Source organism: Vibrio navarrensis (genome assembly GCF_000764325.1).
Lineage (GTDB): Bacteria > Pseudomonadota > Gammaproteobacteria > Enterobacterales > Vibrionaceae > Vibrio > Vibrio navarrensis.
Window position 1 is genome coordinate 39,518 of sequence record NZ_JMCG01000001.1, and the last position, 23,867, is coordinate 63,384.

Consider the following 23,867-nt stretch of genomic DNA (forward strand, 5'->3'; position numbering starts at 1 on the left):
TAATACAATTATTATTCATTAAATTACAAATACTTAACCAATAAAAAGTCCGTAAACGGCAACTAAGAGCAACAATAAACCAATCAAAAAACACTGTTTTATTAAGAAAAAATGCCAAATTGAAGCGACTAAAGTTATTTTTTTGCAAGAGTAACGTCAGATACTTGATCAACGAAAGAAAAGGATGCTATATTGATTACATAAAGTTCATCAACAAAAGTCTGGAGGTAGTATTGTGATGTCTTCTTCTCAAAAACAAGGACTGGTAATGATCGCAGTTATCGTTGGGCTAATGACGCTACCCATGATGTACTAAGATTGATTTCCAAAAAAAACGGGATGCCTCAGCATCCCGTTTTTTTATTCTATTTACTTCTTATTTCAGGTGCTGACTGAGCACATCCCAATTGGCGTAGTAAAAAGCCATCGCGCCAGCCGTTATCAGCAACATCAAGAGGATAGCAACGCGCCAAATAAACCGACTGCTACGCGGTGTCAGCTCTCGCTCACACTCATCACAGGCGGAGAAAAAGCCTTGCTTATCATCCAATTGATACTGTTCTTCATGCACCACTTTATTCCTGATTGTGGCAATAAAGCGCAGTTTGGCGATCACATCATGCGGCAATCGCTCTTCACAGCTGGTGATCAACTGATGTAACCCCTTCCCTTGCGCATGGTATTGGTTACGCAGCAATGTTTCCAACCTTCGGGTACGAGTAACTACGTTTTCAATGTCTGACATCGTGCCCTCCTTATCGAGGTGTTTGCTTTAAAAAGATTCTGCTAGAAAACCATCCACTTTTCGAGCCAGCTTTGACCATTTGTCCTCGCTTGGTCGACTCCATCGAGCATAAAACGTGAAGTACGCCGAGTTTTTGTTATGCCTTTTTCATCAGATCACGAATCGGCCACACTCAAACGCTGATAATTCAGGGAGTTCGGTAGAATAAGGCTCCCATTACTCTGGAGGTTATCATGCCTGTTTCTCTGTTTCTGGCGCTCATCGCACTTATTGCTCTTGGCGCTTGGCTGTTTATCCACTTTTTCCACAAGCACATTCAAGGCAGAGATGCGCCTGAGCAGAATGTGCAAGTCATTGTGCTGGATAAACAGGTGATTCCCATCACTGACGCCAAGCCCGGAGAAGAGGACCAAGAGTACTGGATCTACGTGCAACGGGGCGCGTTTGGTCCAAAACGAGAATTTCAAGTAGGCATTCACTACTACCACGCCCTCAATCCCGGAGACAAAGGGACGCTAACTTATCAAGGCGACAAATTTCTTCACTTTGCCCTGCAACGCGACAAAAACTAAGGTAACAGCCAGCGCGTTTTCGCGGAAAGAGAAAAGAGATAACTGAGCGCCAAAGCGCCAGCCCCGCTCAATACAATCCACAACGGGATCACCCACGCAGGATTTCCCTGATGCCAGCCAAATGCTTTCATTGGCCAGAGGAAAATCGGATGTAGCAGGTAGATCCCCAAGCTGTGACGGCTCACCAAACCAATCGTGCGCCACCAACCGCTGGGTAACTTGGCCGCGACATAACGACACAAGGCGAACACCATCGTCGCTGCCAACACCACATTGAGCGTCTTATACGACAGCCAACGCCCGACGCTGTACTGACCCGCTTCAAGGCTATTGGAAATCAACATCGTCGCAGTCAGCGCGAGGGCGGCCAAGCCAAGTAAGCTGACCCACAGCACCGTTTTCCCCGTGTCCGGCAAACGATGAAACAGCAGATAACCCAGTGGTAAGTAGCCGGAATAGAGCCAAAGTTCATGGCTCCAAATGCCATCGATGCCAAGCAAATAGAGTGCAGTCGTGATCAGCCACACACTGGTATAAGCATACAATACGCGATCTTGTCCCTGCATGACCAACCAGTGGAAAATAGGGATAAGAACGTAAAGGGGAATAAAGTAGTAGAAAAAGCCAAGGTGGTAATAGGTCGCATGCTGGGGACTATGCGCCAATACGTCCTGAACCTGCTGCACGTCAAAACCGCTGGCACTCCAACCGCTGAGATAGGCATAAAACAGAGACCAAACCACGAAGGGCAACAGCACTTTCCCCAAACGGCGTTTGATGTAGTAAGACGCAGCAAAAGGGCGAGTATCACTGAGCATCAAGGCGCCGGTAATCAAAATAAACACCGGCACCGCCCAGCGGGTTACACTGTTGATACTGACCGCCGTCGCCCAGTGTGAAAACGGGATGGTACCCAATAGCTCGCGGTAAGGCGCCAATACATGGATGGCAATCACCGCCACGGCCGCAACACAGCGGAGTAGATCAAAAAACAGCACTCTTTCGCGCATCACTTTTTCCTTGATTGTTTTCGCAGCGAAAATATAGCAAGAAAAAAGCTGACAAGTTCAGCGAACGAGTCAGCTTTTGGTCAGAACTCAGCTAAGGTTGGCGGCTATATCTGCGATAGCTCCTGCGACCAGCGCTGCGCTTCAATCAACTCGTATTTGACCTCGTCCATCGACAACCCCAGTTTATCGGAGATCTGTTCAATGCCACTCCAGTCGGCTTGCTCGAAACACTCTTCTAATGCGATGAGGTCTCCATAAGCGCCCTCACGGTGCAGTAGCGCTTGTTTCACCACATCACTGAGCGGCAGGCTCCCCACCAGCGTGTCGACCGAGAGATCCATCATTGCATCCAAAATCGACAGCAAACCGATCATAAAACCTTGTTCGTGATGGCGACTAAACGGGTGGCGACGCGACATCAACTCGCAAAACTGAGCACGCTGCAGCGAAAGGTTATACAGCTCACGTGGCTTGCGGACCGAAATGTACGAAGCGACCACTAAAGAGACAAATATTTTCAGCTTGTCTTGGCCAAGATAAATCAGCGCTTGGCGAAATGAGGCAATCTTCACTTCCAAGCGGGTCGACTGGGTGTTGACGAGCTTCAGCAGCTTGTAGGAGAGCGTGACATCTTGGCTGATGATCTTTTCAATCCGATCGAAATCCGGCTCCAGTTGGCACACTTCGCGAAACAGCTCCAACGCCACCGCGTGCTCTGGGCTGACGTACTTGGTTTCGATCATCTCAGGTTTACTGAAAAAATAGCCCTGAAAGAACTTAAAACCCGCCTCTTTGGCTTGCTCAAACTCCTGCGCGCTTTCGACTTTTTCCGCTAAGAAATGGTACTTCACCCGACGCGCTTGATGCTCACGCACCAGCTCGCAGGCATTGTCGAGCCCCAGCGCAATCACATCCAGTTTAACAATGTGTACAAAAGGCAGAAAACGGCGCCATTCAGGCATCAAGGTAAAATCATCAAGCGCGATCACATAGCCTTCACGGTGCAGTTCGCGAATCGCTTCAAGCAGTTCGTCGGTCGGCTCGCAGGTTTCCAACACTTCCACCACCACTTTATTTTTGGGCAAACTTAGTGGCAGACGACGGATCAAACTTTGGTAAGGGAAATTGATAAAACAGCGTGAGGATTGAATCACCGGATTGATACCGATGGAGAGAAAGTTCTCCACAATCAAACGATAGGTCGCGCGGTTCGAAGCAATATGGGTGGGATAGGCGTTGTTTTCGCCATCACGAAACAGCAGTTCATACCCCAAAGTATGCTTTTTGCGATTAAAAATAGGTTGCCGCGCGACGTAAGTGGATTTCATCTGCTTATAAATTCTTATGCTAGCGCTGATTGATTTTAATTATGTTTTTGCTGCCGCTAATAATGCACCACAACCCATAAACATTGAACCAAATAGTTTGTTTATTTTGCCCATCACCCGCTCAGAGCGAATAAAACGCCCCATTTGTGCCGCCAGCGAGGTATAACCGAGCATCACCAGTGAGTCGATCACCACCGTTGTCAAACCTAGCACGGCGAGCTGCGTCACTTGATCGCGACTCGGATCGATGAACTGGGGAAACAGCGCGACCAAAAAGACTATCGATTTCGGATTGGTTAAGTTAACCAGCACCGCTTTATGCAGCAATGACCAAGCCGAGATCGCCCCTTGCTGCTGCACGGTTGCGAGCCCAGAAGTATCGCGCCACTTTTGAATGCCAAGCCAGACCAGATAAACGGCGCCCACCCATTTAATCACGGTAAACGCGGTGGCCGACTGCGCAACCAGCGCACCAATACCCGCTCCAACAAGAATAATGTGGATCGACAAGCCAATTTGCAGACCAGCAATAGAAGCGAGAGATTTGCGCGTACCGTAGCTAATTCCGTTGCTGATCGAATTCACCGTGCCAGAACCCGGGGCGAGGCTGAACACGATCGCCGTAAGGACATACGCGAGCCAGACATGTGTATCCATTGCAATTCTCCGCTAATTCTCTGATCATACTCGCCTAGAAACGTAGCATTCAGGTAGTTTGTTAATGGTTAATAACCCTTCTCTTTCCTCTTATACTCAAGAGAACTTGTTTGAGCAAGCAATAGCTGGTCCGATTGCTGCCCTGTGGCAGCAGCGCCAAGAGGGGTATTTCAAGAGCAGCGACAAAACCAAATTGTACTGGTGCAAACTGACCGACCCAAAGCACAGCAAAGCGGTGCTGCTGGTGAATGGTCGAATTGAGTCATCGTGGAAATATCAGGAGTTGCTGTTCGATTTCTATCGCCAAGGCTATGACGTCTACAGTTACGATCATCGCGGCCAAGGGCTGTCGGATCGCCTAGTGCAAGATTCGGATATCGGCCATGTGTATGAGTTCGATGATTATGTGCGCGATCTCGCCAGCGTTGTGCAACATTTTGCGCTGGAAGGCTATCAGCAACGCCATTTGGTCTCGCACTCGATGGGTGGCGCCATCGCCACTCGCTACCTACAAACGTACCCACACCATCCGTTTGATAAATTGGTGCTCAGTGCGCCGATGTTTGGTATCAACCTGCCGTGGTATCTCAGCCCTGTTGCCATCGCCGTCAGCCAGATCCTCACCGCGGTATATCCCACGCCCACTTACGCACCCGGCCACCAGCCTTATTACGCCAAGCCATTTGAAGACAACCCGCTCAGCCAGAGTAAAGCGCGTTACCACTGGTTTCGCCAACTCTATACTGACAAACCTGAGCTGCAAGTCGGCGGACCAAGCACGCGCTGGGTTTGGCAGGGATTAATGGCAACCAAACAGTGTCTACAAATGACTCGCCAGCTCAAGATCCCGGTGTTACTGCTGCAAGCGGGTAACGACCGTATCGTCAGTAATCAGGCGCAAAATCAGTTCTATAAAAAGCTCTGCAAAACCAATAAGAACAGCCAAATGATCACCATTGACGGCGCGCAACATGAACTGCTGTTTGAACAAGATCAGTATCGTAATCAGGCGTTAGATGCGCTGTTTCGCTTTCTGCAATAAAACCAGCCGATGTATACGGCGCAAAGCATAAAGAGGAAAGGAACAAAACAGGATTTACCCTCTTTTTCTTCCGTATTTTCCCCTACACTATGGCCATTCCCCCTTGTTGCACGGGCCCGTTGACCGCTTGGTTGACCACGCCCTGTGCAACACCCAATCCTGTATCGCACGCTCTGCGCTGGTGGATTGGCCCTATTTCCTTCGCCTTTGCTGATATAAGAGAGTTTCATGACCAAGCGCTTACCTTGTAGAGAGATCACCAAAATTGTCGCTTCTGATTTAGACGGCACCTTACTGGCCCCCAACCACCAGTTGAGCGAGTTTTCCAAACAGACGCTGAAAGCCCTGCACGACCAAGGCTACACTTTCGTTTTTGCCACTGGTCGCCACCACGTGGATGTGGCGGGCATTCGTGCCCAGACGGGCATTCCTGCGTACATGATCACCTCAAACGGCGCGCGCGTTCACGATCAACAAGACCAATTAATGTACAGCAACAACGTGCCTGCCGAACTGGTGCAACCGATCATCGATATCGTCAAAAACGACCCGACGCTGTTTGTGCACATCTACCAAGATGACCACTGGCTGATGGACCGAGACGATGAGACACTGCGTCACTTCCACGAAGATTCGGGCTTTACCTACCAGTTGTTCGACATTGACCAAGCGCCTACCGATGGCATTGCCAAGATTTTTTTCACTCACCCAGCGCAAGACCACGAGCATTTGGTGATGTTTGAAAACGAACTTCGCGCCGCCTTTGGTGAGAAGCTTAACATCGCCTTTTCCACCCCTTGGTGTTTGGAAGTGATGGCCAAAGAGGTCTCGAAAGGGGATGCATTACAAGTGGTGGCGCAATCGCTGGGTCTTGGTTTGCAAAACTGCGTTGCGTTTGGCGACGGGATGAATGATGTTGAAATGCTGTCGATGGCGGGCAAAGGCTTGGTGATGGCCACCTCACACGAGAAAGTAAAACGGGCACTGCCTGACAATGAAGTGATCGGCAGCAATGCAGACGATGCCGTTGCCCACTACTTACAACAACACTTGCTCTAAAGCGCACATTGGGGCAGGTCTATCCTGCCCGTTTCTTTCAGCGCCGTGATGGCCGAGTCTCTTGACGTAAAATCGCTTGCCACTGCGCCTCGCTCACGGGCATGACGGAAAGGCGATTGCCCTTTTTCACCAGCGGCATAGAGTCCAGCTCCGGCATCGCTTTTAATACGCTGAGCGGGATCAAGCGCTCGGTTTTGCGCACGAATTCCACATCCACCATCACCCAGCGCGGGTTGGCTTCACTGGCTTTGCCATCGTAATAATCGCTGCTGGGATCAAACTGGAAATGGTCGGGATACGCTTCTCGCACCACTTTGGCAATGCCCGCCACACCGACTTGCTTGCAGGAAGAGTGGTAGATCAGCACCAAGTCGCCCAGTTTTACTTCATCTCGTAACCAGTTCCTTGCTTGATAATTGCGTACTCCTTCCCAACATGAGATGTTTTGTACGCGCAAGGTGTCGATGGAAAAGGTGTCCGGTTCAGTTTTAAACAACCAATATGCCATAATGGGGTCCAAGCAGATTTTGATACGCAAAAAGGTATACCATGAAGGCGCTGAAAAACCCAGCCACACTCTCGCTGCTGATACTACTGCAAGCCTGTTCCAGCTCTGATAACGTCGCTATAGAATCTGCCCCGTCCCCTGAGGCCAGTTTAAACAAGCCCGACAGCGTGGTGGCGCAGCCTTTTCTCTTATCTGGCACTGCGGTGGTGGGCCACGAGACCCAATACCTCACGCCGTGTGGCAGCAACCAGCAATATTGGCTACAGCTCTCAGCGCAGCAGCGCCAGCAAGTGATGTCTCTCAATCAGACGCCTTATCAAACTCTGTATGGTGAGTTCATCGGCCATCTGGAAAGCACTACCGCTGAAGGCTTTGCCGCCGAATACGATGCTCGTTTTGTGGTGGAACAAATCAACTACGTCGATGCCACTCGCCAGCAGCAGTGTGACCAAGCCAAACGTCCTACCCGAGCGTTTGGCAACCAGCCCGATTGGTCGCTGAGTTTTAACCGCGACAACCTGACGTTCACGCAAGCAGGCACGCCGACTCGGGTACTCGACATTGAACGCAGCCAGTTGAGCCCACGTAAACGCGACTATCAACTGAGTTCAGGCCGCCTGTTGCTGACCGAAAACCTGTGTCGCGATGCAAAAAACAACGCCTTGTATGGCTGGAAAGCCACCCTCACACAGGACAAAACCATCTTCAATGGCTGCGCGACCACTTCCAACGTCGATGCCACGGCCAGCTGGAGCGGCCTATACACGGCGACCTCAACCCAATCGGCCGGGTTTTCTGTCCATCTGGAGTTGAAGGCCGACCATAGCGCGCAAACCCGCTATCTCTACGCTGATCAAGAGCGCCCGCTCCTAGAGCATGGCTACTGGCAGCAGTTGAATCCCAATCAAATTCAAGTGGTGATGACCCGTCACCAAGGGCAAAAGCTGGTCACCGAACGCATTTTTACTCGTACGGGATCACAGCTCAAAGCGGAACAAGAAAAGGTCGGCAGCGTGGTTTACCCTATTGCTCAAGGTGGGCTAGTACTTTACCCCGCGAAAGTGTCCTCAAACATCGCTGTCGAACCTGACACTGAGCAACCAGTGGCGCTACCAAGCAGCGGCGACATCAACGCCAGCGCAGACTACAACGCTAAAGTGGACAGTGCCGTGCGTGAGTACTTTCGCTTGCACAAAACCGAGCCGAAAAATAACCAATATCGCTGGCTCACCTACGATCTGAACGGCGATGGTCAGCCTGAGCTGCTTACTCAGCTCGACTGGTGCGGCTCTGGCGGCTGTACTTTACTGATTTTTGAAAATCACGCCGACCAGTGGCGCTTTAACAGCCGTATCACGCTGGTGCGCAGCCCTATCTACCTTGGCACGCAGCGCAGCTCAGGCTGGCAAGATCTGATCTTTGAGGTAAGCGGCGGCGGCGCAGCATCTGGCAAACACCGGATGCAATACAACGGCCTTAGCTACCCGCTCAACCCAAGCTTGGCACCAGAGGCGAGTGCGGCGCAGATAAGCGGCGTTAAACTGTTTGCCGATGGCATCAGCCCGGTGCGAGATGGGGTGCGTTTGTGAAGGCGCAACCTTGCCCGCATTGCGGCTTTCTCCACCAGTGCGTGTGTGGGGACATTCCGCAGATAGAAAGCTCGCTGCGTTTCGTTTTGCTCCAGCACCCAAATGAACCCGCCCGTTTGAGCAACAGCGGCAAACTGTTGCACTGGTTTGGCCTTAAGGTCGAGCGCATGATTTGGCAGCGCCAAACGCCACCGCCACAGTGGCAGGCGCTGGTGGAAGATCCGGCCCTCTTCCCTGTGCTGCTCTACCCGCATCCACAAGCGCAAACCTTGCCTCAGGTGCAACAAAGCAGCGCGGCTCAGCAGCGTCAAAGCGTGTTTGTGATTTTGGATGGCACTTGGCAGGAGGCGAGAAAAATGCTCAATAAAAGCGAGTGGTTGGCACAACTGCCCTGTTTGAGCATCAGCAGCCGGGCGGAATCGGCTTACCAATTGCGCCGCAACCAGCAGCCGGGCAATTTGTGCACCATGGAGATCGCCGCCGAACTTTTAGCGCAAAGTGGCGAGCTGGCACAGGCGCAGCAGATGCAGCAGTTTTTGCAACACTATTTGCAGGTTTTCCACGCAGACCGAAGTGGTCACTCACTCAAGTGAGGAAAGCACAACAGCCAGGCCCGCCAGCCTTGCTGTTGGCTTTAAGCACTTAAAACAGCCGTTGCGGCTTACCTAAGAAATAGCCCTGCAAGTAATCCACCCCCATGTCCTGCACTATCTGGCAAACCTGCTGGTTGTGAACAAATTCCGCCACGGTTTTTGCATTCAACACTTGGCACAATCGCACCAATTGGTTAGCAATTTTGCGCTGCTTCTCATCTTGATCAATATTGCGGATCAAGCTGCCATCGAGCTTAATGATTTCCGGTTCCAACTTGATGATTTCATCAATATTGGAGTAACCAGAGCCAAAATCATCGACGATGATGCGCGCCCCCAAGCGGCGAAAGTGGCTACACACTTCGATCATCCGCCCGTAATCTTTAATTTGCTCCGACTCCAACACTTCCAGACCAATGCGGCTGGGATCGTTGAGTTGGTTGATCGAAGCTTCAAGCAGCAAGAGAGTTCTGTCGCTGAGCAAATCTTGCGGTGACAAGTTGATCGAAAACGCCTCCTGCTTATCTTGCATGTAGTCGAGAGTGCTTTGGATCATGTGTCGGCTTAAACGAGTGTAGAGATGGGTGCCCGTGATAATCGGCAGAAACTGCCCCGGCAACACAATACGCCCGTCGTTTTCCACAATGCGCACCAAACACTCTTTGGCTGAAGGCGTTTTGCCATCGGCGTGAAAAATCGGCTGCGCATAGGTAACGATGTTCTGCTGCAAGATGGCACGGCTGACACAACCCAGCCAGCCGAGCTGTTCGCGGCGTACCTCTTCGCTGACTTGCACTTCTTTAGCATCACAAATGTGGGTGTTGTTACGCACCCCAACCCGACGTGCTTCAATCGCTTTGAGCAAGAGTTCATCACCGCTGGCATTGGGGAAATCACGTCGGCTCGCCAAACCGCCACAGAGTGAAATGGAGAGATAGTCGACATGTTCAAGCCCGGATGGCTCAAAGTTGGTTTGTTCGATCAGATCGGCGAATCGGGTGAAGAGCTGTTTGATGGTTTCACCGCACAGCCCAGCGCGAAAGATAAACGCCCACTCTCCCACCCCAATGCTGTAGATACGCAGATTCGCCCCTTTGCCAAGGCGTTTGCGTAGCCGTGTGGTAAAGTGGACCGACAGCATCTGCAATAACTCATCACCGACTTGATAACCGTATTTCTCATTTATGTGGTTAAAATTAAGCAACTTAAGTGTCAGGAGATGCTCGTCCGCTTGAATATCATTGAGATACTCTTTAAGCGCAATACGATTGGGCAGGCCAGTACGGCTGTCGCGGCGATAGCTCTCTTGCAGACGCATCGCCTGACGCTCAAGCTGGTACTCCATATGCGCATTCATGTTGTCCAGATCAGCAATGGCACTGCGGATCAAACAGAACAGTGGTGAAATGCTGCTGATCTCATTGGAGGGCAAGTTAAAACGCGTCACTTCGTCGCTTTCGCGCAGCGCCAAATAGGTCAGGCTATGATGCAAAATCTCCAGCGAAGCGCCTTCACTGTATATCTCTCCCATGCAATAACTGCCATTGGTGGTGGCCAGTTCATTGAAGGCACTCACCTCTTCAGCACCGTCAATGAAATCAAGCCGCGAAGCGCAGTTGTAGATAAACACCGATTCGGGCTGATGCATCGCCAGTTCCATCACGCCATGCTTTAACTGCTCCAGCGTCAAAGAGGGGTGGTTATAGCAAAAGCGTACCTCATCGCCCACTTGCCAATCACGGTCAAAGGTCATGCTGCCATCGGCATGGATATCGCACACCGAACACACTTCTTTCTTGTTGTTCACTTCGCGATAAAGCGGAAAATTGATTAGCTGATTCAAAGAGATGTCGCGATTGTCTGCCAAATAGTGCTTGTACACATCATAGGCCGACCTGTTGCCCAGCGCGATTAATCGTCGCCCTTGCGCGGCCGTCACCTTGTGATACATCCCGACCGGGTTCCACTCCGAATAAGCGTGCGTCCATACTTTCAACGCGTCGCCATGAAGCGCGACCGCCACTGCCGCATTGTGGTACACCTTCTCTTGGTGCAGCACCCAGCAGCCATCTTCGGTTGTCTGAGCCAAACCGCCAGCCACCGGCGGGCAAGCTTCTTCACAGCGAAATGCGCTATAGATTGGATAGTCGACCCGCTGCACTTGCACGGCAAAACTGACCACCGCGCAACTGGCCGGGCTGAGATTGAGCGCATGACGAAAATCGTAGCTATCGAGATCGGGCGCACCGCTATAGGGCTGCACGGCGGAGGTAAGCTGCGTATACATAAACTGGCTAATGACGATCAAGCAGCCGTGATGAAGAATTTCGCCGGCGTGGATCATGTGGCGAGTGCTGTGTCCGATTATTTCAGCACGCGGCAACTTCATGCGAAGAGCGCGGGCATAAGCTTCGGTCACCGACGCTGACTGAGCGGAAAAAAGCTGAATCAAATAGGGGCTATCGACTTGCCAATCATAGCCTTGTATCTGTTCTTGTAACTGCTCGAGATCATCCGCCCAGAGAGAGAAAGTCTGCATACGCGAGTGAGTCCTGACGTTGTGGCTTAGTAAAGAAACTAAGATTATGTTCTATTTATGAGAAATCTAATCTACGTATCTTTATTAAGCTTTGCCAGCTTTGCGCGTTATCAGCTTGTTAAGATTGAGAGTGTGCTTGCAAAAGCGGCAGCAATTGACGCAATTCCCTAATCTCAAGATGGGGCAAGCTTCGCGCTTTCGCATTGCGGTACAAACTTCGATGGGTGGTGTTGATCCAACACGACATAAATCCGTGCTGATTGGCGGCCGCGACGTCTTTGAGCAGATGATCGCCCACATGCAGAATGTTAGCTGGGGAACATGGCAACATCGACTGCGCGAGCAGAAACAGATCCGCTGCGGGCTTCGCTGCGCCATCAGGCCCCGCTTGCAATACCGCCTTAAAATAAACATCAAGGCCAAGCACTTTGGTATCGACGTTGCCATTGGTGATCGCCACCAGCGGAAACTCACCAGCCAAGGCACTCAGTACCTGATGCGTTTGCGGCGGCACGGTTAAACGGCTGCGCCAACTAAGCGCGACCGCCACCCCATCTTTAGCAGCCTGTTGCGCTTCTTCTGGTGCGTAACCCAGTTGCAAGAACGCCGTTTGCAACTGTTTTTCTCGCCATAATGTCACATCGTGGCACACGGCTGGGTGCTTGCGGCTGACCGCCGCTTTGATCTCCTGCCATTGCTCGGTACGAAAACGCTGCGTTTGCGGGTGTTCGCGGTGCAACCAGCTCAACAGTTCCGCCTCCATGCGCAGCACCACTGGACGGTTATCGTACAAGGTGTCGTCCAAATCGAACGTCAGTGCTTTGATCGGTGCCAGTGAGCGATAGAATTTCATTCTTCTTCCTCTTTGCGTTGCGACGATTTTTTCCGCGCTCTGGGGTGAGCTTGGTCATACACATCCGCTAAGTGCTGAAAGTCCAAGTGGGTATAGATCTGCGTGGTGGAGATATTTTCGTGTCCCAGCAGCTCTTGTACCGCGCGCAAATTATTGCTCGATTCCAACATGTGCGTGGCAAAAGAGTGGCGCAGTTTATGCGGAGTAATGTGGCTTGCCACCGCCTGCTTTTGTCCCCATTGTGCCATGCGCTTTTGCACACTGCGATGGGAAATGCGCGCGCCCAACTTAGAGACAAACAGCGCATTTTCACCCGGTGCGGCTAAGCCACTGCGAATTTTCAGCCACTTACCGACCCATTGCACCGCCATGCCCGCAAACGGCACTTTGCGCTCTTTGTCGCCTTTACCGATCACGCGAATTTCGCCGCTACGCAGATGCACATCTCGCACGTCGATGCTCACCAGCTCTGCCAAACGCAATCCCGCGCCATACATCAGTTCCATCATAGCGCGATCACGAATCGACAGCGGATCATTTTCATCCACTTCGAGCAGTTGATTGACTTCATCGACATCGAGATTTTTTGGTAGCGGGCGCTTTTTCCTCGGTGCGGAAACCCCTTTAGCCGGATTGGCGACGATTTCTCCGCGCAAAATGAGAAAATCAAAAAAACTGCGTAGTGATGAGAGACGCGTGGCCAAACTGCTGGCTTTCATGCCTTCACGCATCCCTTTGCCCGCTAACTGGCGCACCCAACTGGCATCGACGTCATTCCACGCCTTAACGTTCATGTCCGCCAGATGCTGCGCCATGGTTTGCAACTGCTGTTTGTAGTTGCGCTGCGTGTGCAAACTCAGCCCTTTCTCGCTGCGCAGAAATTCGTAGAAGCGATCCAGTGGCTTTTGCAGGCTACTTGGCAGAGGAGTGCTGGGCGTTGTCGTCATCGTAGCTTTGCCATAGCAGGGTTTGCGCAAGGTGGGCGACCACCAAAGAGAGATGGCGTAAAAACAAGGTATCCATATCGGGTTGGAAATGGCCACCATCTTCACTGGAGAAAGCCAGCACGCCGAGTGTCTGCTTTTTCACCAAAGGCAAAATCACGTAGGAACCCATTTCTGGCACGTGCATCTCCCCAAACAACGCCTCGCGGTCCACTTTACGCAAACGGCCCAAGTAGGCCTCTTTGCCGTTAAGGTGCGTGGTAGCAAAACGTTGATAGTGCTCTTTGCTCAGCTGCGCGCTGGCATCACATTGACTAAACAGGCGCACATAAGCGCACAAGCCAAGTTGTTGCGCTTTCTGCTCAATGGCACTGATCACTTGTGTGAAGTCGGTGCATTTTAAGATTGTGCCTTGCAGATCCATAAACTGGTAAAACGTTCGATCGTTGCTGGCCGCCAATGACATCAGGCCAGTGATCTCTTCTTCCAGCTCTTCAATGCGCTGACGTTGGCGATTCAGTTGTAGATGCACTAGCGGTACGGCACCCAAATCCGGATGCGGCAGCGACAAGCGATCCACCAGCTCAGGACGTTGCATAAAAAAATCTGGGTGATCTTTCAGATACTCGGCCACCACTTCTGCGCTCAGCGTATCTGCTTCTATATACGACAAAAAATTTCCCCTCGTTCCATCAGCAAAAGAGCTGTCCGTCAAAGACGTGTGTTGCAGGCCCGGTCATGTACAACGGCTTGCCAGGGCCTTGCCATTGAATGTGTAGCTCGCCGCCGGGCAATTTGACCGTCACACTCTCATCAAGTAAACCCTGCACAATGCCCACTGCAACCGCACCGCACGCGCCGCTGCCGCAAGCTTGAGTTTCCCCTGCGCCGCGCTCATACACGCGTAGGCGGATCTGGTTGCGATTGACCACCTGCATAAAGCCAGCGTTAACACGCTCTGGAAAACGTTCGTGCGACTCCAAAAGCGGACCTAAGGTTTCCACTTCCGCCGTATCGACATCATCCACCACAGTCACGACATGCGGATTGCCCATGCTCACAGCACCGCAAAACAGCGTTTTCTCGCCAACACGCATGATGTAGGTTTTCTCTTTCTGCTTGGCGCGAAATGGAATTTTGCTCGGTTCAAATTCCGGCACACCCATATTGACGGTGATCTGGTCGTCGTCTTCCACGTCGAGAATCATTTTGCCTTTCTTGGTGCTGACACTGATGCTGTATTTGTTGGTCAGCCCTTTCATGCGCACAAAACGGGCGAAACAACGCGCACCGTTGCCACACTGCTCGACTTCGCTACCATCGGCATTAAAAATACGGTAGTGGAAATCCGTTTCGGGATCATAGGGCGCCTCGACCACCAGCAGTTGGTCGAAGCCAACGCCTGTGTGACGATCCGCCAAGCGGCGGATCAGTTCTTGCGAGAAGTAAACGTTTTGGGTAATGCAATCGACCACCATAAAGTCGTTACCCAAACCGTGCATTTTGGAAAAGTGGAAATGCATAAAAGCTGGTTACTCCGGAAGAATGTGTTCAAGTTCCCACAGGCTACGCAGCTCTTCACGCTGACGAACGAGGAAACTTTGCGTGCCATCGACCATGATTTCTGCGGCGCGAGCACGAGTATTGTAGTTCGAGGACATCACAAAGCCGTAAGCACCGGCGCTGCGCACCGCAAGCAGGTCATTTTCGGCCAGCACCAGTGAGCGGTCTTTACCGAGGAAATCACCGGTTTCACAAATCGGCCCGACCAGATCATACGTCACCGCTTCGCCGCTGCGTGGCTTCACCGGCACGATATCCTGCCACGCTTGGTAAAGCGCCGGGCGCATCAAGTCGTTCATCGCAGCATCAATGATGGCGAAGTTTTTGTGCTCGGTATGTTTGAGAAATTCCACTTTGGTCAGCAGTACACCCGCATTCGCCGCAATGGCTCGACCAGGCTCGAAAATCAGCTCGAGATCTTGATGGTTTTCCAGACGGCCCAGCAGCGCTTTCGCATACTCTGACGGCTGCGGTGGCAGCTCATTACGATAAACGACCCCTAAACCACCACCGACATCCAGATGACGGATGGTGATGCCTTGCTCTTTAAGGGAATCGATCAGCGCCAAAAGACGATCCGTGGCATCAATGAACGGCGCGAGTGCCGTCAACTGAGAGCCAATGTGGCAATCAATCCCCTGCACATTGAGGTTCTCTAGGCTTTGCGCAAACTGATAAACCGCCGGTGCGCGGTCAAACGCAATACCAAATTTGTTGTCACGTAGGCCAGTCGAAATATAAGGATGGGTTTGAGCATCAACATCAGGATTAATGCGCAGTGAAATTGGTGCTTTCACGCCCAGCTCACCGGCTACCTTGTTGAGGCGCTCCAGCTCAGGCTCGGACTCCACATTGAAACATTTGATGTTCAGTTCCAGCGCGCGACGCATCTCAGCTTCGGTTTTACCCACACCAGAAAACACCACTTTACGTGGATCGCCACCCGCGGCAATCACACGCTCCAGCTCACCGCCAGAGACGATATCAAAGCCGGAACCAAGACGCGCCAACACATTGAGCACACCAAGATTGGAGTTGGCTTTTACCGCGTAGCAAACCAGATGAGGATGGTTTTCAACAGACTGATCAAAGGCTTTCCAGTGGCGCTCTAATGTAGCACGTGAATAGACGTACAGCGGCGTACCATATTGCTGCGCCAGTTGAGACAGCGCAACGCCTTCGGCCCACAGTTGGCCATCATCCTGATAATTGAAATAGTCCAAAATTCGCTTCCCTTATTAATGGTCGACTGCTTTATCTGTTTTCATGCCTACTGCGACTGTTCACTCGGCGGAGTGTCGTCAGGAATATAGAGGGAGCCCGACTGCCCACACCCAGCCAACAAGGCCACACTGAGGGTAAGCAACACAGTAAGTAATTTTTTCATTTTGCATATCGTGATTATTGATTCAATGCCCCCTATAATCGCACCACACTCAGGAAAAGCAATAGGATAGATAAGATGAACAATACTGAATTTCATCAACTGGTGGATGCCGAGTTGCAACTTATTGAAGAAGCGATTGATGATTCAGGCGCGGACATCGATTTCGAAACCACCGGCAATGTGATGACGTTGGAGTTTGACGACCGCAGCCAGATCATCATTAACCGCCAAGAGCCGATGCAGGAAATTTGGCTGGCATCAAAATCCGGCGGTTTCCACTTTAAATATCAGCAAGATAGGTGGATTTGCTCTAAAACTGGCATGGAGTTCTCGCAGATGGTCAAACAAGAATGCGAGAAGCACGCAGGCGACACGATCGACTGGGTACAATAAAAGTCAAAGAGCACCACGTGGGTGCTCTTTCTCTATTGGCCGCTAACTCTATTAGCAATTAAATCGCCTCGGCTTAAACATTGACGACTTTCGACATTTTGGACGGAGTACAGGCGTCGTTGCGATAAGGCACGATGTAAGATTGCGCCCCCTCTTCTTGTGGGTGCACAATTTGATAGTACTGGGGCAAGTTAAAGTTAATGAACTTGGACGCGACCTGTTGGTCGTCTTTGACCGAGGTGTAGAAGCTGTTAACGCTGGCGATCATCTCATCTTTTGAGCCGCTAAACTGGTGATACACTTCCACCTGATTCGACTCATCCAACACATAAATATTGAAGCCTTTATCGGTATCTTCAAAGAAGAACTGGATCAAGCCTTCGCTGGCAAATCCATCGACGATTTCTGGCAGCTGGTAGTCCGCTTCGCGATCCAGCATCAGCAGAGGTGAGCCTTTCAGCTTGTTGGTCGAGATGCTGCGGTAAAAATCAACCGAGTTTTCCAACTTTTGTACCGACACGCCACGACGCTCAAAGAACAACCCGTAGGTTTGCGCGCTTAAACGAATCGCTTTGAAGCGGCGGCGTTTTTCCTGCTCAACTGGCTTTAAGCGTAAATCAATACACTCAGCCAGCAGCTGGTACACCATGTTACGCATCACGCCACGCATGTTTTTGCTGTAACAGAAAACATCCACCGACTCGGGCGGAATCGCATCTTGGTGCATTTTCCCTAACACAGTTTTCAGCGCATCCAGCATAGCGGTTTCGCCTTTGAAATGCAGAGTGCGTACTTCGTGCCAAGAGTTGCGGTAAACCAGATCAACACTGCCAACCAAACTGCGCTGCTGCGTACCAAAACTGAAAATATCTGCGTTTTTCAGGTCCACTTTTAAAGAGCGCCCCGACAGTTCGGCAGTGGGGTCACTTTCAAAGTTGATGAACATCGCCAGTTGGCTGATTTCACATGGGCTGGCCAACGCTTGCATGGTAGGTCGACGTTTGCGCAGTGAGAAGGTATTGCGCAAGTCGCTGACCATCTGATAGAACTTATCGATGTCGATCTGCGCATCTCGCACCACCGCATGCAAACGCGTCGACTCGGTGATCAGGCCATTAAAAAACGCCCACGCAACCAATTTACTCAAGTACTCGTGGTGCTCCAAATACGGCTGACCGAGAATGCGGTGCGCCACCAGAGGCTGCTTGTACAAATACCAACCGGCTTTATTGGTCCGCCCTTCGCGCACTTCAATAAAACTGAGGTCCGCTTCATGTAAGTCCGGCGAAATCTGTGGATTGAGCAGGGTCACTTTGCCCGGCAACACTTCAAAGGCGGCGTACAGCTTACGCGCTAAAATGCTGATATCTTGTGGGCTAATGGCCGAGGTAATGTCGTTACGCCGCGCGAACTGGATCAAATTACGGTAACTTTGCATCAGGGCATCCAGCAGCGCGTGGTGCACCACTTTCACCTGTTCCACTTTCCAGTTTCGGCGATTATCGAGCTCGGCGATCACCTCAGGTGACCACTGCCACTGGGTCGTCAGTTGACGCAGCGCTTCGCGTCGCCAAGCGACCGAGCCAACGCCGGGATCACGAGAAAGCTTTTCATGAGTTTTCAGATAGAAACAGCGCCGAACCAGATCCAAACGGGTGGTATCTTTGATGCGCTCCAGATAGCGCGTCACCTTCTCCAGCATCAAATAATACGCATCCATGCCGTAAAGATCCGGCTCATGGGCAAAAAAGCGTCGTTTGGTATCAATGCTGAGTAGCTGGGTGTGCGGGTATTCCCACGAGTAGGCTTCCAGCAAGATCGCTTTCAGCACCGATTTGTATGGCGAGTCGATACTCTTGTACAACTGCCATAAGTTGGAGCCGAAATACTCTTCTGCCGGAATGCAGCTTAACTGACCAAAGTCGATCCACTCGTTGCAGTTGATGTAGCCACCACGGCAAAGCTGATCGACGTACTCGTCATAACACTCTTCCATTTCTGGTGGCACTATCTGCCACAACAAGCGTCGTCCGGCGATACGCACTGCCGAGCGATAGAACTCGTCGAGCAATAACATGTGCTGAGAAGAGCCGCAGTTGTCGCCTGTCATCTGCTCTGAGCGGTTGGAGCGAAAACGCTGCTCATCCATCAAGAAAAAGTTCGCCTCAACCCCGTGCATCTGCGCCCAATCGGTGATGAGTAGGCACTTGTTGGTGAGACTTTCCCTTTCTTCATGGCTCATGAGGCTTGAGACACACACCCAGATGTCGAGATCGCTGGAGGTGCTTTGCCCAATCGACGAGGTACTTCCCATAGTATACAAGCCAAGAATTTTGGCTTTTTTCGCCACTGGCAAAGGGCAACCTAAGGTGAGTTCGGTATCGTCAATAAACTGCTGTTGTACGTCGTTGAACTCCTGACCGTCGATCCCATAAGGTACATCGGCGTCAAAATAGCCCGGAATCGCTGGATGATTGAAATGAAGTAAAGCAGGAATGAGATGGAAGACTCGCTGGCTTTGCAAATCCATAAGCGCCAGCGCACGTTCAATACGTTGCTGGTTAAGTGTATCTAATCGCTGGATTAATTTTTCGGTATAAGCCTGCAAGGGAGTTCCTTGGTTTCAGTATCAAGACACGTCTGTATAACTTTTATGCCATCCTGGCAGAAAAACGTGATCAATTTAACACTTCTAAGCGTATTGGTAAAGATGTAACCCGTCAATCCCAAACCAACACGAACCTTTGTCGCACGCCCTTTTCAAGGCGCCTCAGTGTCGCTTGTAACGCTGACTACGAATACTGGCGGCGCAGTCAAATGAGAATTGAGTCACACTATTTCAGTACGCTTGTGTAATTAGTTAACCATACCAACAGTTACACGAACTAACAGTAATACTTTAGCAGTGAGGATGGTAGGATTGGGGCAAAATTGACAATGACACTGGGAAGATCATGACACACTCAACACCGATTCGCATCGCAACCCGAAAAAGTCCTCTTGCACTTTGGCAGGCCTACTATGTCAAAGAAGCGCTGCAACAGACTCATCCCGGCCTTGAAGTGGAACTGGTGACCATGGTCACCAAAGGTGATGTGATTCTCGATACGCCTTTGGCAAAAGTCGGCGGTAAGGGGTTGTTCGTCAAAGAGTTGGAAGTGGCGATGCTGGAAGGGCGCGCGGATCTGGCGGTGCATTCGATGAAGGACGTGCCTGTCGATTTTCCACCAGGGCTCGGGCTGGTCACCATCTGTGAGCGCGAAGATCCACGCGATGCGTTTGTCTCCAACCATTATGAAAACATTGAACAACTGCCACAAGGCGCGGTTGTCGGCACCTGCAGCCTACGCCGTCAGTGCCAACTCAAAGCGTATCGTCCAGATTTAGTCATCAAAGAGCTACGCGGCAACGTCGGCACACGCTTGAGTAAACTTGACGCGGGCGAGTATGACGCAATTATCCTCGCCGCGGCAGGTCTTAAACGCCTCGAACTGCAAGAGCGCATTCGTAGCTTTATCGAGCCAGAACAGTCTCTCCCTGCGGTAGGTCAAGGCGCTGTTGGCATTGAGTGCCGCACCGATGACGAGAGAATGCTCGAACTGCTAGCGCCGCTGAATCACGTCGAAACAGCGGATCGCGTCAAGTGTGAGCGAGCAATGAATCTGACCCTACAAGGCGGCTGCCAAGTGCCGATTGGCAGCTACGCGCTGCTTGAGGGCGATCAGATTTGGCTGCGTGCTCTTGTCGGTGAACCCGATGGCTCCCACATTGTGCGCGGCGAAATTCGCGGCCCGCGCACCGACGCCGAATCCCTGGGCGTGCAACTTGCGCAGCAACTTCTCAGCCAAGGCGCCGACGACATTCTTGCTCGTCTTTATCAAGATCACGAGTAACATGACGGTTCTGGTCACGCGGCCAGCCGAACAAGGGCTGGCGCTCTGCTCCTTGCTCAATGATGGTGGAGTCTCCACACTCCATCATCCTCTCATTCGTATCGTCGCCAATCCAAGCGTCGAAACACTCCTTTCTCAACTGCGCGACAGCGACATTGTTATCGCCGTCAGCCAACACGCGGTGCAGTTCGCCCAGCAATGGCTTGCAAAACATCAAGCAAACTGGCCGCAGAACACGCGATATCTTGCCGTTGGTCAAAAAACCGCACACTATTTAAGCAAAGTCACGGGGCAAGACGTAAACTACCCGACGGTCAGTGATAGTGAGCACTTAATCCAACTTCCGGAGCTCAACCGGATCGCAGGGAAGCGTGTGTTGATTTTGCGCGGCAACGGGGGTAGAGAGCTCATCCGAGAGTCTCTTGCCTCGCTTGACGCCGATGTTGATTATTGTGAGACGTACCAGAGAGAATTTATCCCCTTTGATCCGCTAAGCTGTGTGGCATCTTGGCAAGCGCAAAAAGTCGATACTCTCATCGTCACCAGTTCTGAACAGTTGGAATACCTCAACCGCATGATGCACAGCCAAGCACAGCAATGGCTGCATCAACAACATTTATTGGTACCCAGCGAACGCATTGCTGCCATTGCACACTCTTTAGGCTTCGCCAGAGTGACCAACGTTGGAAGTGCTGCAAACATGGAATTACTGGCTGCTCTCCAGCCTAAGTAAAAACAGGATAACCTCATGACAAGTAAAAAAAATAACGAGCAAACCACGCCTGAAGAAATGACGTCTACCCCAACCTCCAACGACATTTCGCCTAATAACGATACGTCTGCTTCTGCCGAGATCGCCAACGATGTCCGCCCTGCCTCCTCTGACACCGAGAAAGCGCCACACAGCAACACTCAGCCAGAGCAAAAGCGCGGCAGCAAACTGAGCATCATCGCGATTGTGATAGCCCTACTTGGTACTGGCGGGCTCGCTTATCAAATGCAACAGCAGAGTAGCCACTACCAAGCGCAGATCGCCGCACTGCAAAATCAGCTGCAACAAACTCAGTCATCCTTGACTCAGCAGATGAACCAAGTCAAAGCGGACACGGCGCAGCAAGCCAGCAGCACACTCCACAAAGCGGAAGTGGAACTTGCGCAGCAGCAAAAGAGCATTGAGAGCCTACAGCTGGCCATGGCGGATGTGAAAGGACGCCGTCCAAACGACTGGCTGCTGGCGGAAGCGGATTACTTGGTCAAACTGGCCGGACGCAAGCTGTTTCTTGAGCACGACGCAACGAGCGCCACTCATCTGATGGAAAGCGCTGATCAACGTATCGCCACGCTCAACGACCCGAGCTTTGTCCCACTGCGTAAAGCAATGGCAAGCGACATTACCAAACTAAAAACCATCCCAATCATTGATCGTGATGGCTTAGTAATGCGTCTAACCGCTTTGCAGCAACAAGTCGATCAGTTGCCACTGGCTAATGCTATTCTCCCAGAAGCCAAAGCGGTAGAAAAAACCGAGGTCTCCGAGGACATCAGTAACTGGCAAGACAACTTGCTCACCTCGCTAAAAGACTTCTCAGAAAACTTCATTACTTTCCGTACCCGCGACGGCAATGTGATTCCTCTGCTCTCACCAGAGCAACATTTTTATCTCAAAGAGAACATCAAAGCCAAGCTGGAAACGGCGATCAAAGCCGTCTATCTCGAGCAAAATGAACTTTACACCATCGCACTAACAACCGCAGAAAGCTGGTCTGAATCCTTCTTTAACCTTGACGACAATGCCGTAAAAGAGTTTAACCGTAGTCTAAAACAACTCAGTCAGCAGAATGTTCAAGTGGCGTATCCCATGAAACTGGAAACACAAAACCAACTCGCGGATGTGATTCGTGAACGCCTTCGCCGGGATGTCACCACGCTAACCAGCACGGAGGATAAACAATGATTCGCATGATTTTTCTTTTCGTCGTGCTTGGCGCAGGATTGTTTGCTGGTACACAATTTTCCGGCCAGCAAGGTTATGTGCTGATCTCGGTAGCCAACAGCACCATAGAGATGAGTGTGACGACCTTGGTTATCTTTATCGTCGCAGCTCTGGCAGGATTGTTCGCGTTGGAATACCTCGCCAAGAAAGTGATTTATACCAGCTTCACCACTTGGAACTGGTTTAGTGTGCGCAAAATGCGCCGCTCACGTCGTTACACCAATGAAGGCATCATTAAGCTGCTGGAAGGGGATTGGAAAGGCGCTGAGAAAAAAGTGACACGCTGGGCTAATCATCACGATATGCCGCTATTGTGCTACTTAGTTGCATCTGAAGCGGCTGACGGCCAAGGAGACAAAGCCAAGCGTGATCAATACCTTGCTCTTGCTGCCCAACAAGAAAACGCCCATTTGGCGGTCGAACTGACCAGAGCAAAACAGTGGGTTCGTGAGGGCGAGTTTACCCAGGCGTTTGACACACTGCAATCGCTCAAAAGCAGCCACCCTAACAATCCGATTGTCATGGATCTGCTGAAAACCACCTATCTAGAACTGAAACTGTGGCAACCTCTACTCGATTTGCTGCCAAGCTTGCAGAAATCCGGTCATATTAGCCAGCCAGAGATGGAACGGGTCAGTTTGCAAGCTCATTGCGGCCAGCTCATTGATATTGCGACGCAGAAAGGCAGTGAAGGGCTCATCGCTTATTGGAATGGACTGAGCAAAAAGCTTAAGCTAGAAGAAACGCTCATCACCTGTTTTGTACAACAGTTGATCGCACGTAAAGCCGATCATGAGGCCCTGACTGTCATCAAAGAAGCACTGAAAAAAACGGCCTCTAGCAAACTGTATGCGCTATTGCCAGAACTTAACCTCTCCGATAGCCACCCAGTGATAGTACTGCTTGAGGAAGCGACAAAGCGCGACAATAGCAACGCAGAAGCGCACAGCGCTTTGGCCCAACTCTACTTACGCGAAAAGAAATGGGCATTGGCACAGACACACTTTGAACAAGCACTTAACGTGCGCTCCAGTGTCTCTGACTACGCTTACCTAGCAGAAGCCCTAGAAAAGCAAGATCTCAATAAAGCAGCTCATGAGGTTTCACGCAAAGCACTTACCCTTGTGCAGAATGGGTGAACGACTGAAACGAAAAAACCGGCGTTATCGCCGGTTTTTTTATGTCATTTTGCAACCACA

At 51.2% G+C, this 23,867-nt stretch carries 23 protein-coding genes; 10 read left to right on the forward strand and 13 right to left on the reverse strand.

What is annotated here, in order from left to right; all coding sequences use genetic code 11:
- Nucleotides 1-376: 376 nt before the first annotated feature.
- Nucleotides 377-745, reverse strand: a complete 369-nt coding sequence (locus tag EA26_RS00170) for a hypothetical protein (RefSeq protein WP_039422121.1) — start codon at nt 743-745, stop codon at nt 377-379.
- A 233-nt stretch (nt 746-978) separates the two neighbouring features.
- Here EA26_RS00170 and EA26_RS00175 point away from each other — a divergent pair, with 233 nt between their 5' ends.
- A complete protein-coding gene (locus tag EA26_RS00175; RefSeq protein ID WP_039422125.1) occupies nt 979-1,317 on the forward strand; it encodes a DUF2500 domain-containing protein in 339 nt (112 codons plus the stop codon).
- Here EA26_RS00175 and EA26_RS00180 read toward each other — a convergent pair.
- The 3 genes from EA26_RS00180 to rhtB all read right to left on the reverse strand — a co-directional run bounded on the left by EA26_RS00180 (nt 1,314) and on the right by rhtB (nt 4,312).
- The gene (locus tag EA26_RS00180; protein WP_039422128.1) at nt 1,314-2,327 is read right to left on the reverse strand and encodes an acyltransferase; all 1,014 of its coding nucleotides are present in this window, start codon (nt 2,325-2,327) and stop codon (nt 1,314-1,316) included. The genes EA26_RS00175 and EA26_RS00180 overlap by 4 nt on opposite strands.
- 104 nt (nt 2,328-2,431) lie before the next feature.
- Nucleotides 2,432-3,655, reverse strand: a complete 1,224-nt coding sequence (locus EA26_RS00185; RefSeq protein WP_039422131.1) for an EAL and HDOD domain-containing protein — start codon at nt 3,653-3,655, stop codon at nt 2,432-2,434.
- A 39-nt stretch (nt 3,656-3,694) separates the two neighbouring features.
- The gene (gene rhtB / locus EA26_RS00190; protein WP_039422134.1) at nt 3,695-4,312 is read right to left on the reverse strand and encodes a homoserine/homoserine lactone efflux protein; all 618 of its coding nucleotides are present in this window, start codon (nt 4,310-4,312) and stop codon (nt 3,695-3,697) included.
- A 64-nt stretch (nt 4,313-4,376) separates the two neighbouring features.
- On the opposite strand from rhtB, the gene EA26_RS00195 reads away from it, so the two are divergent.
- A complete protein-coding gene (locus EA26_RS00195) occupies nt 4,377-5,354 on the forward strand; it encodes an alpha/beta fold hydrolase (protein ID WP_039422136.1) in 978 nt (325 codons plus the stop codon).
- 228 nt (nt 5,355-5,582) lie between these two features.
- On the forward strand, nt 5,583-6,413 hold the full coding sequence (locus tag EA26_RS00200) for a Cof-type HAD-IIB family hydrolase (RefSeq protein ID WP_039422138.1): 831 nt from the start codon (nt 5,583-5,585) through the stop codon (nt 6,411-6,413).
- Between the two features lie 37 nt (nt 6,414-6,450).
- Here EA26_RS00200 and EA26_RS00205 read toward each other — a convergent pair whose 3' ends face one another.
- On the reverse strand, nt 6,451-6,921 hold the full coding sequence (locus tag EA26_RS00205) for an EVE domain-containing protein (RefSeq protein ID WP_039422141.1): 471 nt from the start codon (nt 6,919-6,921) through the stop codon (nt 6,451-6,453).
- A gap of 41 nt (nt 6,922-6,962) precedes the next feature.
- On the opposite strand from EA26_RS00205, the gene EA26_RS00210 reads away from it, so the two are divergent.
- Both EA26_RS00210 and EA26_RS00215 read left to right on the forward strand, forming a co-directional pair.
- A complete protein-coding gene (locus EA26_RS00210; protein WP_039422144.1) occupies nt 6,963-8,510 on the forward strand; it encodes a COG3650 family protein in 1,548 nt (515 codons plus the stop codon).
- A complete protein-coding gene (locus EA26_RS00215; RefSeq protein ID WP_039422147.1) occupies nt 8,507-9,103 on the forward strand; it encodes a tRNA-uridine aminocarboxypropyltransferase in 597 nt (198 codons plus the stop codon). Before EA26_RS00210 ends, EA26_RS00215 begins: the two co-directional genes overlap by 4 nt.
- A gap of 49 nt (nt 9,104-9,152) precedes the next feature.
- On the opposite strand, the gene EA26_RS00220 is transcribed toward EA26_RS00215, so the two are convergent.
- The 7 genes from EA26_RS00220 to lptM form a co-directional block, all read right to left on the reverse strand.
- On the reverse strand, nt 9,153-11,642 hold the full coding sequence (locus EA26_RS00220; protein WP_039422149.1) for a bifunctional diguanylate cyclase/phosphodiesterase: 2,490 nt from the start codon (nt 11,640-11,642) through the stop codon (nt 9,153-9,155).
- Nucleotides 11,643-11,760: 118 nt separating this feature from the next.
- Nucleotides 11,761-12,495 (reverse strand): 5-amino-6-(5-phospho-D-ribitylamino)uracil phosphatase YigB, encoded by a 735-nt coding sequence (gene yigB, locus EA26_RS00225; protein ID WP_039422151.1) that lies wholly within the window; start codon nt 12,493-12,495, stop codon nt 11,761-11,763.
- Nucleotides 12,492-13,442 carry a tyrosine recombinase XerC gene (gene xerC / locus EA26_RS00230; RefSeq protein WP_039422154.1) on the reverse strand — a complete coding sequence of 317 codons (951 nt, stop codon included), beginning with the start codon at nt 13,440-13,442 and terminating at the stop codon, nt 12,492-12,494. The genes yigB and xerC overlap by 4 nt, the downstream gene beginning before the upstream one ends.
- Nucleotides 13,408-14,112: a DUF484 family protein gene (locus EA26_RS00235; protein WP_039422157.1), complete on the reverse strand. Its 705-nt coding sequence runs from the start codon at nt 14,110-14,112 to the stop codon at nt 13,408-13,410. Before EA26_RS00235 ends, xerC begins: the two co-directional genes overlap by 35 nt.
- 19 nt (nt 14,113-14,131) lie before the next feature.
- Nucleotides 14,132-14,962 (reverse strand): diaminopimelate epimerase, encoded by an 831-nt coding sequence (gene dapF, locus EA26_RS00240; protein ID WP_039422160.1) that lies wholly within the window; start codon nt 14,960-14,962, stop codon nt 14,132-14,134.
- Nucleotides 14,963-14,971: 9 nt separating this feature from the next.
- On the reverse strand, nt 14,972-16,225 hold the full coding sequence (gene lysA, locus EA26_RS00245; protein WP_039422162.1) for a diaminopimelate decarboxylase: 1,254 nt from the start codon (nt 16,223-16,225) through the stop codon (nt 14,972-14,974).
- Nucleotides 16,226-16,272: 47 nt separating this feature from the next.
- Nucleotides 16,273-16,389: an LPS translocon maturation chaperone LptM gene (lptM, locus tag EA26_RS22550; RefSeq protein ID WP_407701081.1), complete on the reverse strand. Its 117-nt coding sequence runs from the start codon at nt 16,387-16,389 to the stop codon at nt 16,273-16,275.
- A 75-nt stretch (nt 16,390-16,464) separates the two neighbouring features.
- Between lptM and cyaY the strand changes: the two genes are divergently transcribed.
- Nucleotides 16,465-16,782, forward strand: coding sequence for an iron donor protein CyaY (gene cyaY / locus EA26_RS00250; RefSeq protein WP_039422165.1), 318 nt, complete (start codon nt 16,465-16,467; stop codon nt 16,780-16,782).
- Nucleotides 16,783-16,855: 73 nt separating this feature from the next.
- On the opposite strand, the gene EA26_RS00255 is transcribed toward cyaY, so the two are convergent.
- Complete coding sequence (locus EA26_RS00255) at nt 16,856-19,390, reverse strand: class I adenylate cyclase (RefSeq protein WP_039422166.1); 2,535 nt, start codon at nt 19,388-19,390, stop codon at nt 16,856-16,858.
- Between the two features lie 346 nt (nt 19,391-19,736).
- Between EA26_RS00255 and hemC the strand changes: the two genes are divergently transcribed.
- Genes hemC through EA26_RS00275 form a run of 4 tightly spaced genes read left to right on the forward strand, consistent with a single transcriptional unit; the run spans nt 19,737 to nt 23,807 of the window.
- Complete coding sequence (hemC, locus tag EA26_RS00260; RefSeq protein ID WP_039422169.1) at nt 19,737-20,675, forward strand: hydroxymethylbilane synthase; 939 nt, start codon at nt 19,737-19,739, stop codon at nt 20,673-20,675.
- Nucleotide 20,676: 1 nt separating this feature from the next.
- Nucleotides 20,677-21,408, forward strand: coding sequence for a uroporphyrinogen-III synthase (locus EA26_RS00265; protein ID WP_039422172.1), 732 nt, complete (start codon nt 20,677-20,679; stop codon nt 21,406-21,408).
- 15 nt (nt 21,409-21,423) lie between these two features.
- Nucleotides 21,424-22,629: a uroporphyrinogen-III C-methyltransferase gene (locus EA26_RS00270; protein WP_039422176.1), complete on the forward strand. Its 1,206-nt coding sequence runs from the start codon at nt 21,424-21,426 to the stop codon at nt 22,627-22,629.
- A complete protein-coding gene (locus tag EA26_RS00275; protein WP_039422179.1) occupies nt 22,626-23,807 on the forward strand; it encodes a heme biosynthesis protein HemY in 1,182 nt (393 codons plus the stop codon). The genes EA26_RS00270 and EA26_RS00275 overlap by 4 nt, the downstream gene beginning before the upstream one ends.
- Nucleotides 23,808-23,867: the final 60 nt, after the last annotated feature.

Bases quoted from the DNA above. Each gene is read 5' to 3' on its own strand.
- EA26_RS00170 (WP_039422121.1), bottom strand. From the start codon at position 745: ATGTCAGACATTGAAAACGTAGTTACTCGTACCCGAAGGTTGGAAACA.
- EA26_RS00175 (WP_039422125.1), top strand. From the start codon at position 979: ATGCCTGTTTCTCTGTTTCTGGCGCTCATCGCACTTATTGCTCTTGGC.
- EA26_RS00180 (WP_039422128.1), bottom strand. From the start codon at position 2,327: ATGCGCGAAAGAGTGCTGTTTTTTGATCTACTCCGCTGTGTTGCGGCC.
- EA26_RS00185 (WP_039422131.1), bottom strand. From the start codon at position 3,655: ATGAAATCCACTTACGTCGCGCGGCAACCTATTTTTAATCGCAAAAAG.
- rhtB (WP_039422134.1), bottom strand. From the start codon at position 4,312: ATGGATACACATGTCTGGCTCGCGTATGTCCTTACGGCGATCGTGTTC.
- EA26_RS00195 (WP_039422136.1), top strand. From the start codon at position 4,377: ATGGTTAATAACCCTTCTCTTTCCTCTTATACTCAAGAGAACTTGTTT.
- EA26_RS00200 (WP_039422138.1), top strand. From the start codon at position 5,583: ATGACCAAGCGCTTACCTTGTAGAGAGATCACCAAAATTGTCGCTTCT.
- EA26_RS00205 (WP_039422141.1), bottom strand. From the start codon at position 6,921: ATGGCATATTGGTTGTTTAAAACTGAACCGGACACCTTTTCCATCGAC.
- EA26_RS00210 (WP_039422144.1), top strand. From the start codon at position 6,963: ATGAAGGCGCTGAAAAACCCAGCCACACTCTCGCTGCTGATACTACTG.
- EA26_RS00220 (WP_039422149.1), bottom strand. From the start codon at position 11,642: ATGCAGACTTTCTCTCTCTGGGCGGATGATCTCGAGCAGTTACAAGAA.
- yigB (WP_039422151.1), bottom strand. From the start codon at position 12,495: ATGAAATTCTATCGCTCACTGGCACCGATCAAAGCACTGACGTTCGAT.
- xerC (WP_039422154.1), bottom strand. From the start codon at position 13,442: ATGACGACAACGCCCAGCACTCCTCTGCCAAGTAGCCTGCAAAAGCCA.
- dapF (WP_039422160.1), bottom strand. From the start codon at position 14,962: ATGCATTTCCACTTTTCCAAAATGCACGGTTTGGGTAACGACTTTATG.
- lptM (WP_407701081.1), bottom strand. From the start codon at position 16,389: ATGAAAAAATTACTTACTGTGTTGCTTACCCTCAGTGTGGCCTTGTTG.
- cyaY (WP_039422165.1), top strand. From the start codon at position 16,465: ATGAACAATACTGAATTTCATCAACTGGTGGATGCCGAGTTGCAACTT.
- hemC (WP_039422169.1), top strand. From the start codon at position 19,737: ATGACACACTCAACACCGATTCGCATCGCAACCCGAAAAAGTCCTCTT.
- EA26_RS00265 (WP_039422172.1), top strand. From the start codon at position 20,677: ATGACGGTTCTGGTCACGCGGCCAGCCGAACAAGGGCTGGCGCTCTGC.
- EA26_RS00270 (WP_039422176.1), top strand. From the start codon at position 21,424: ATGACAAGTAAAAAAAATAACGAGCAAACCACGCCTGAAGAAATGACG.
- EA26_RS00275 (WP_039422179.1), top strand. From the start codon at position 22,626: ATGATTCGCATGATTTTTCTTTTCGTCGTGCTTGGCGCAGGATTGTTT.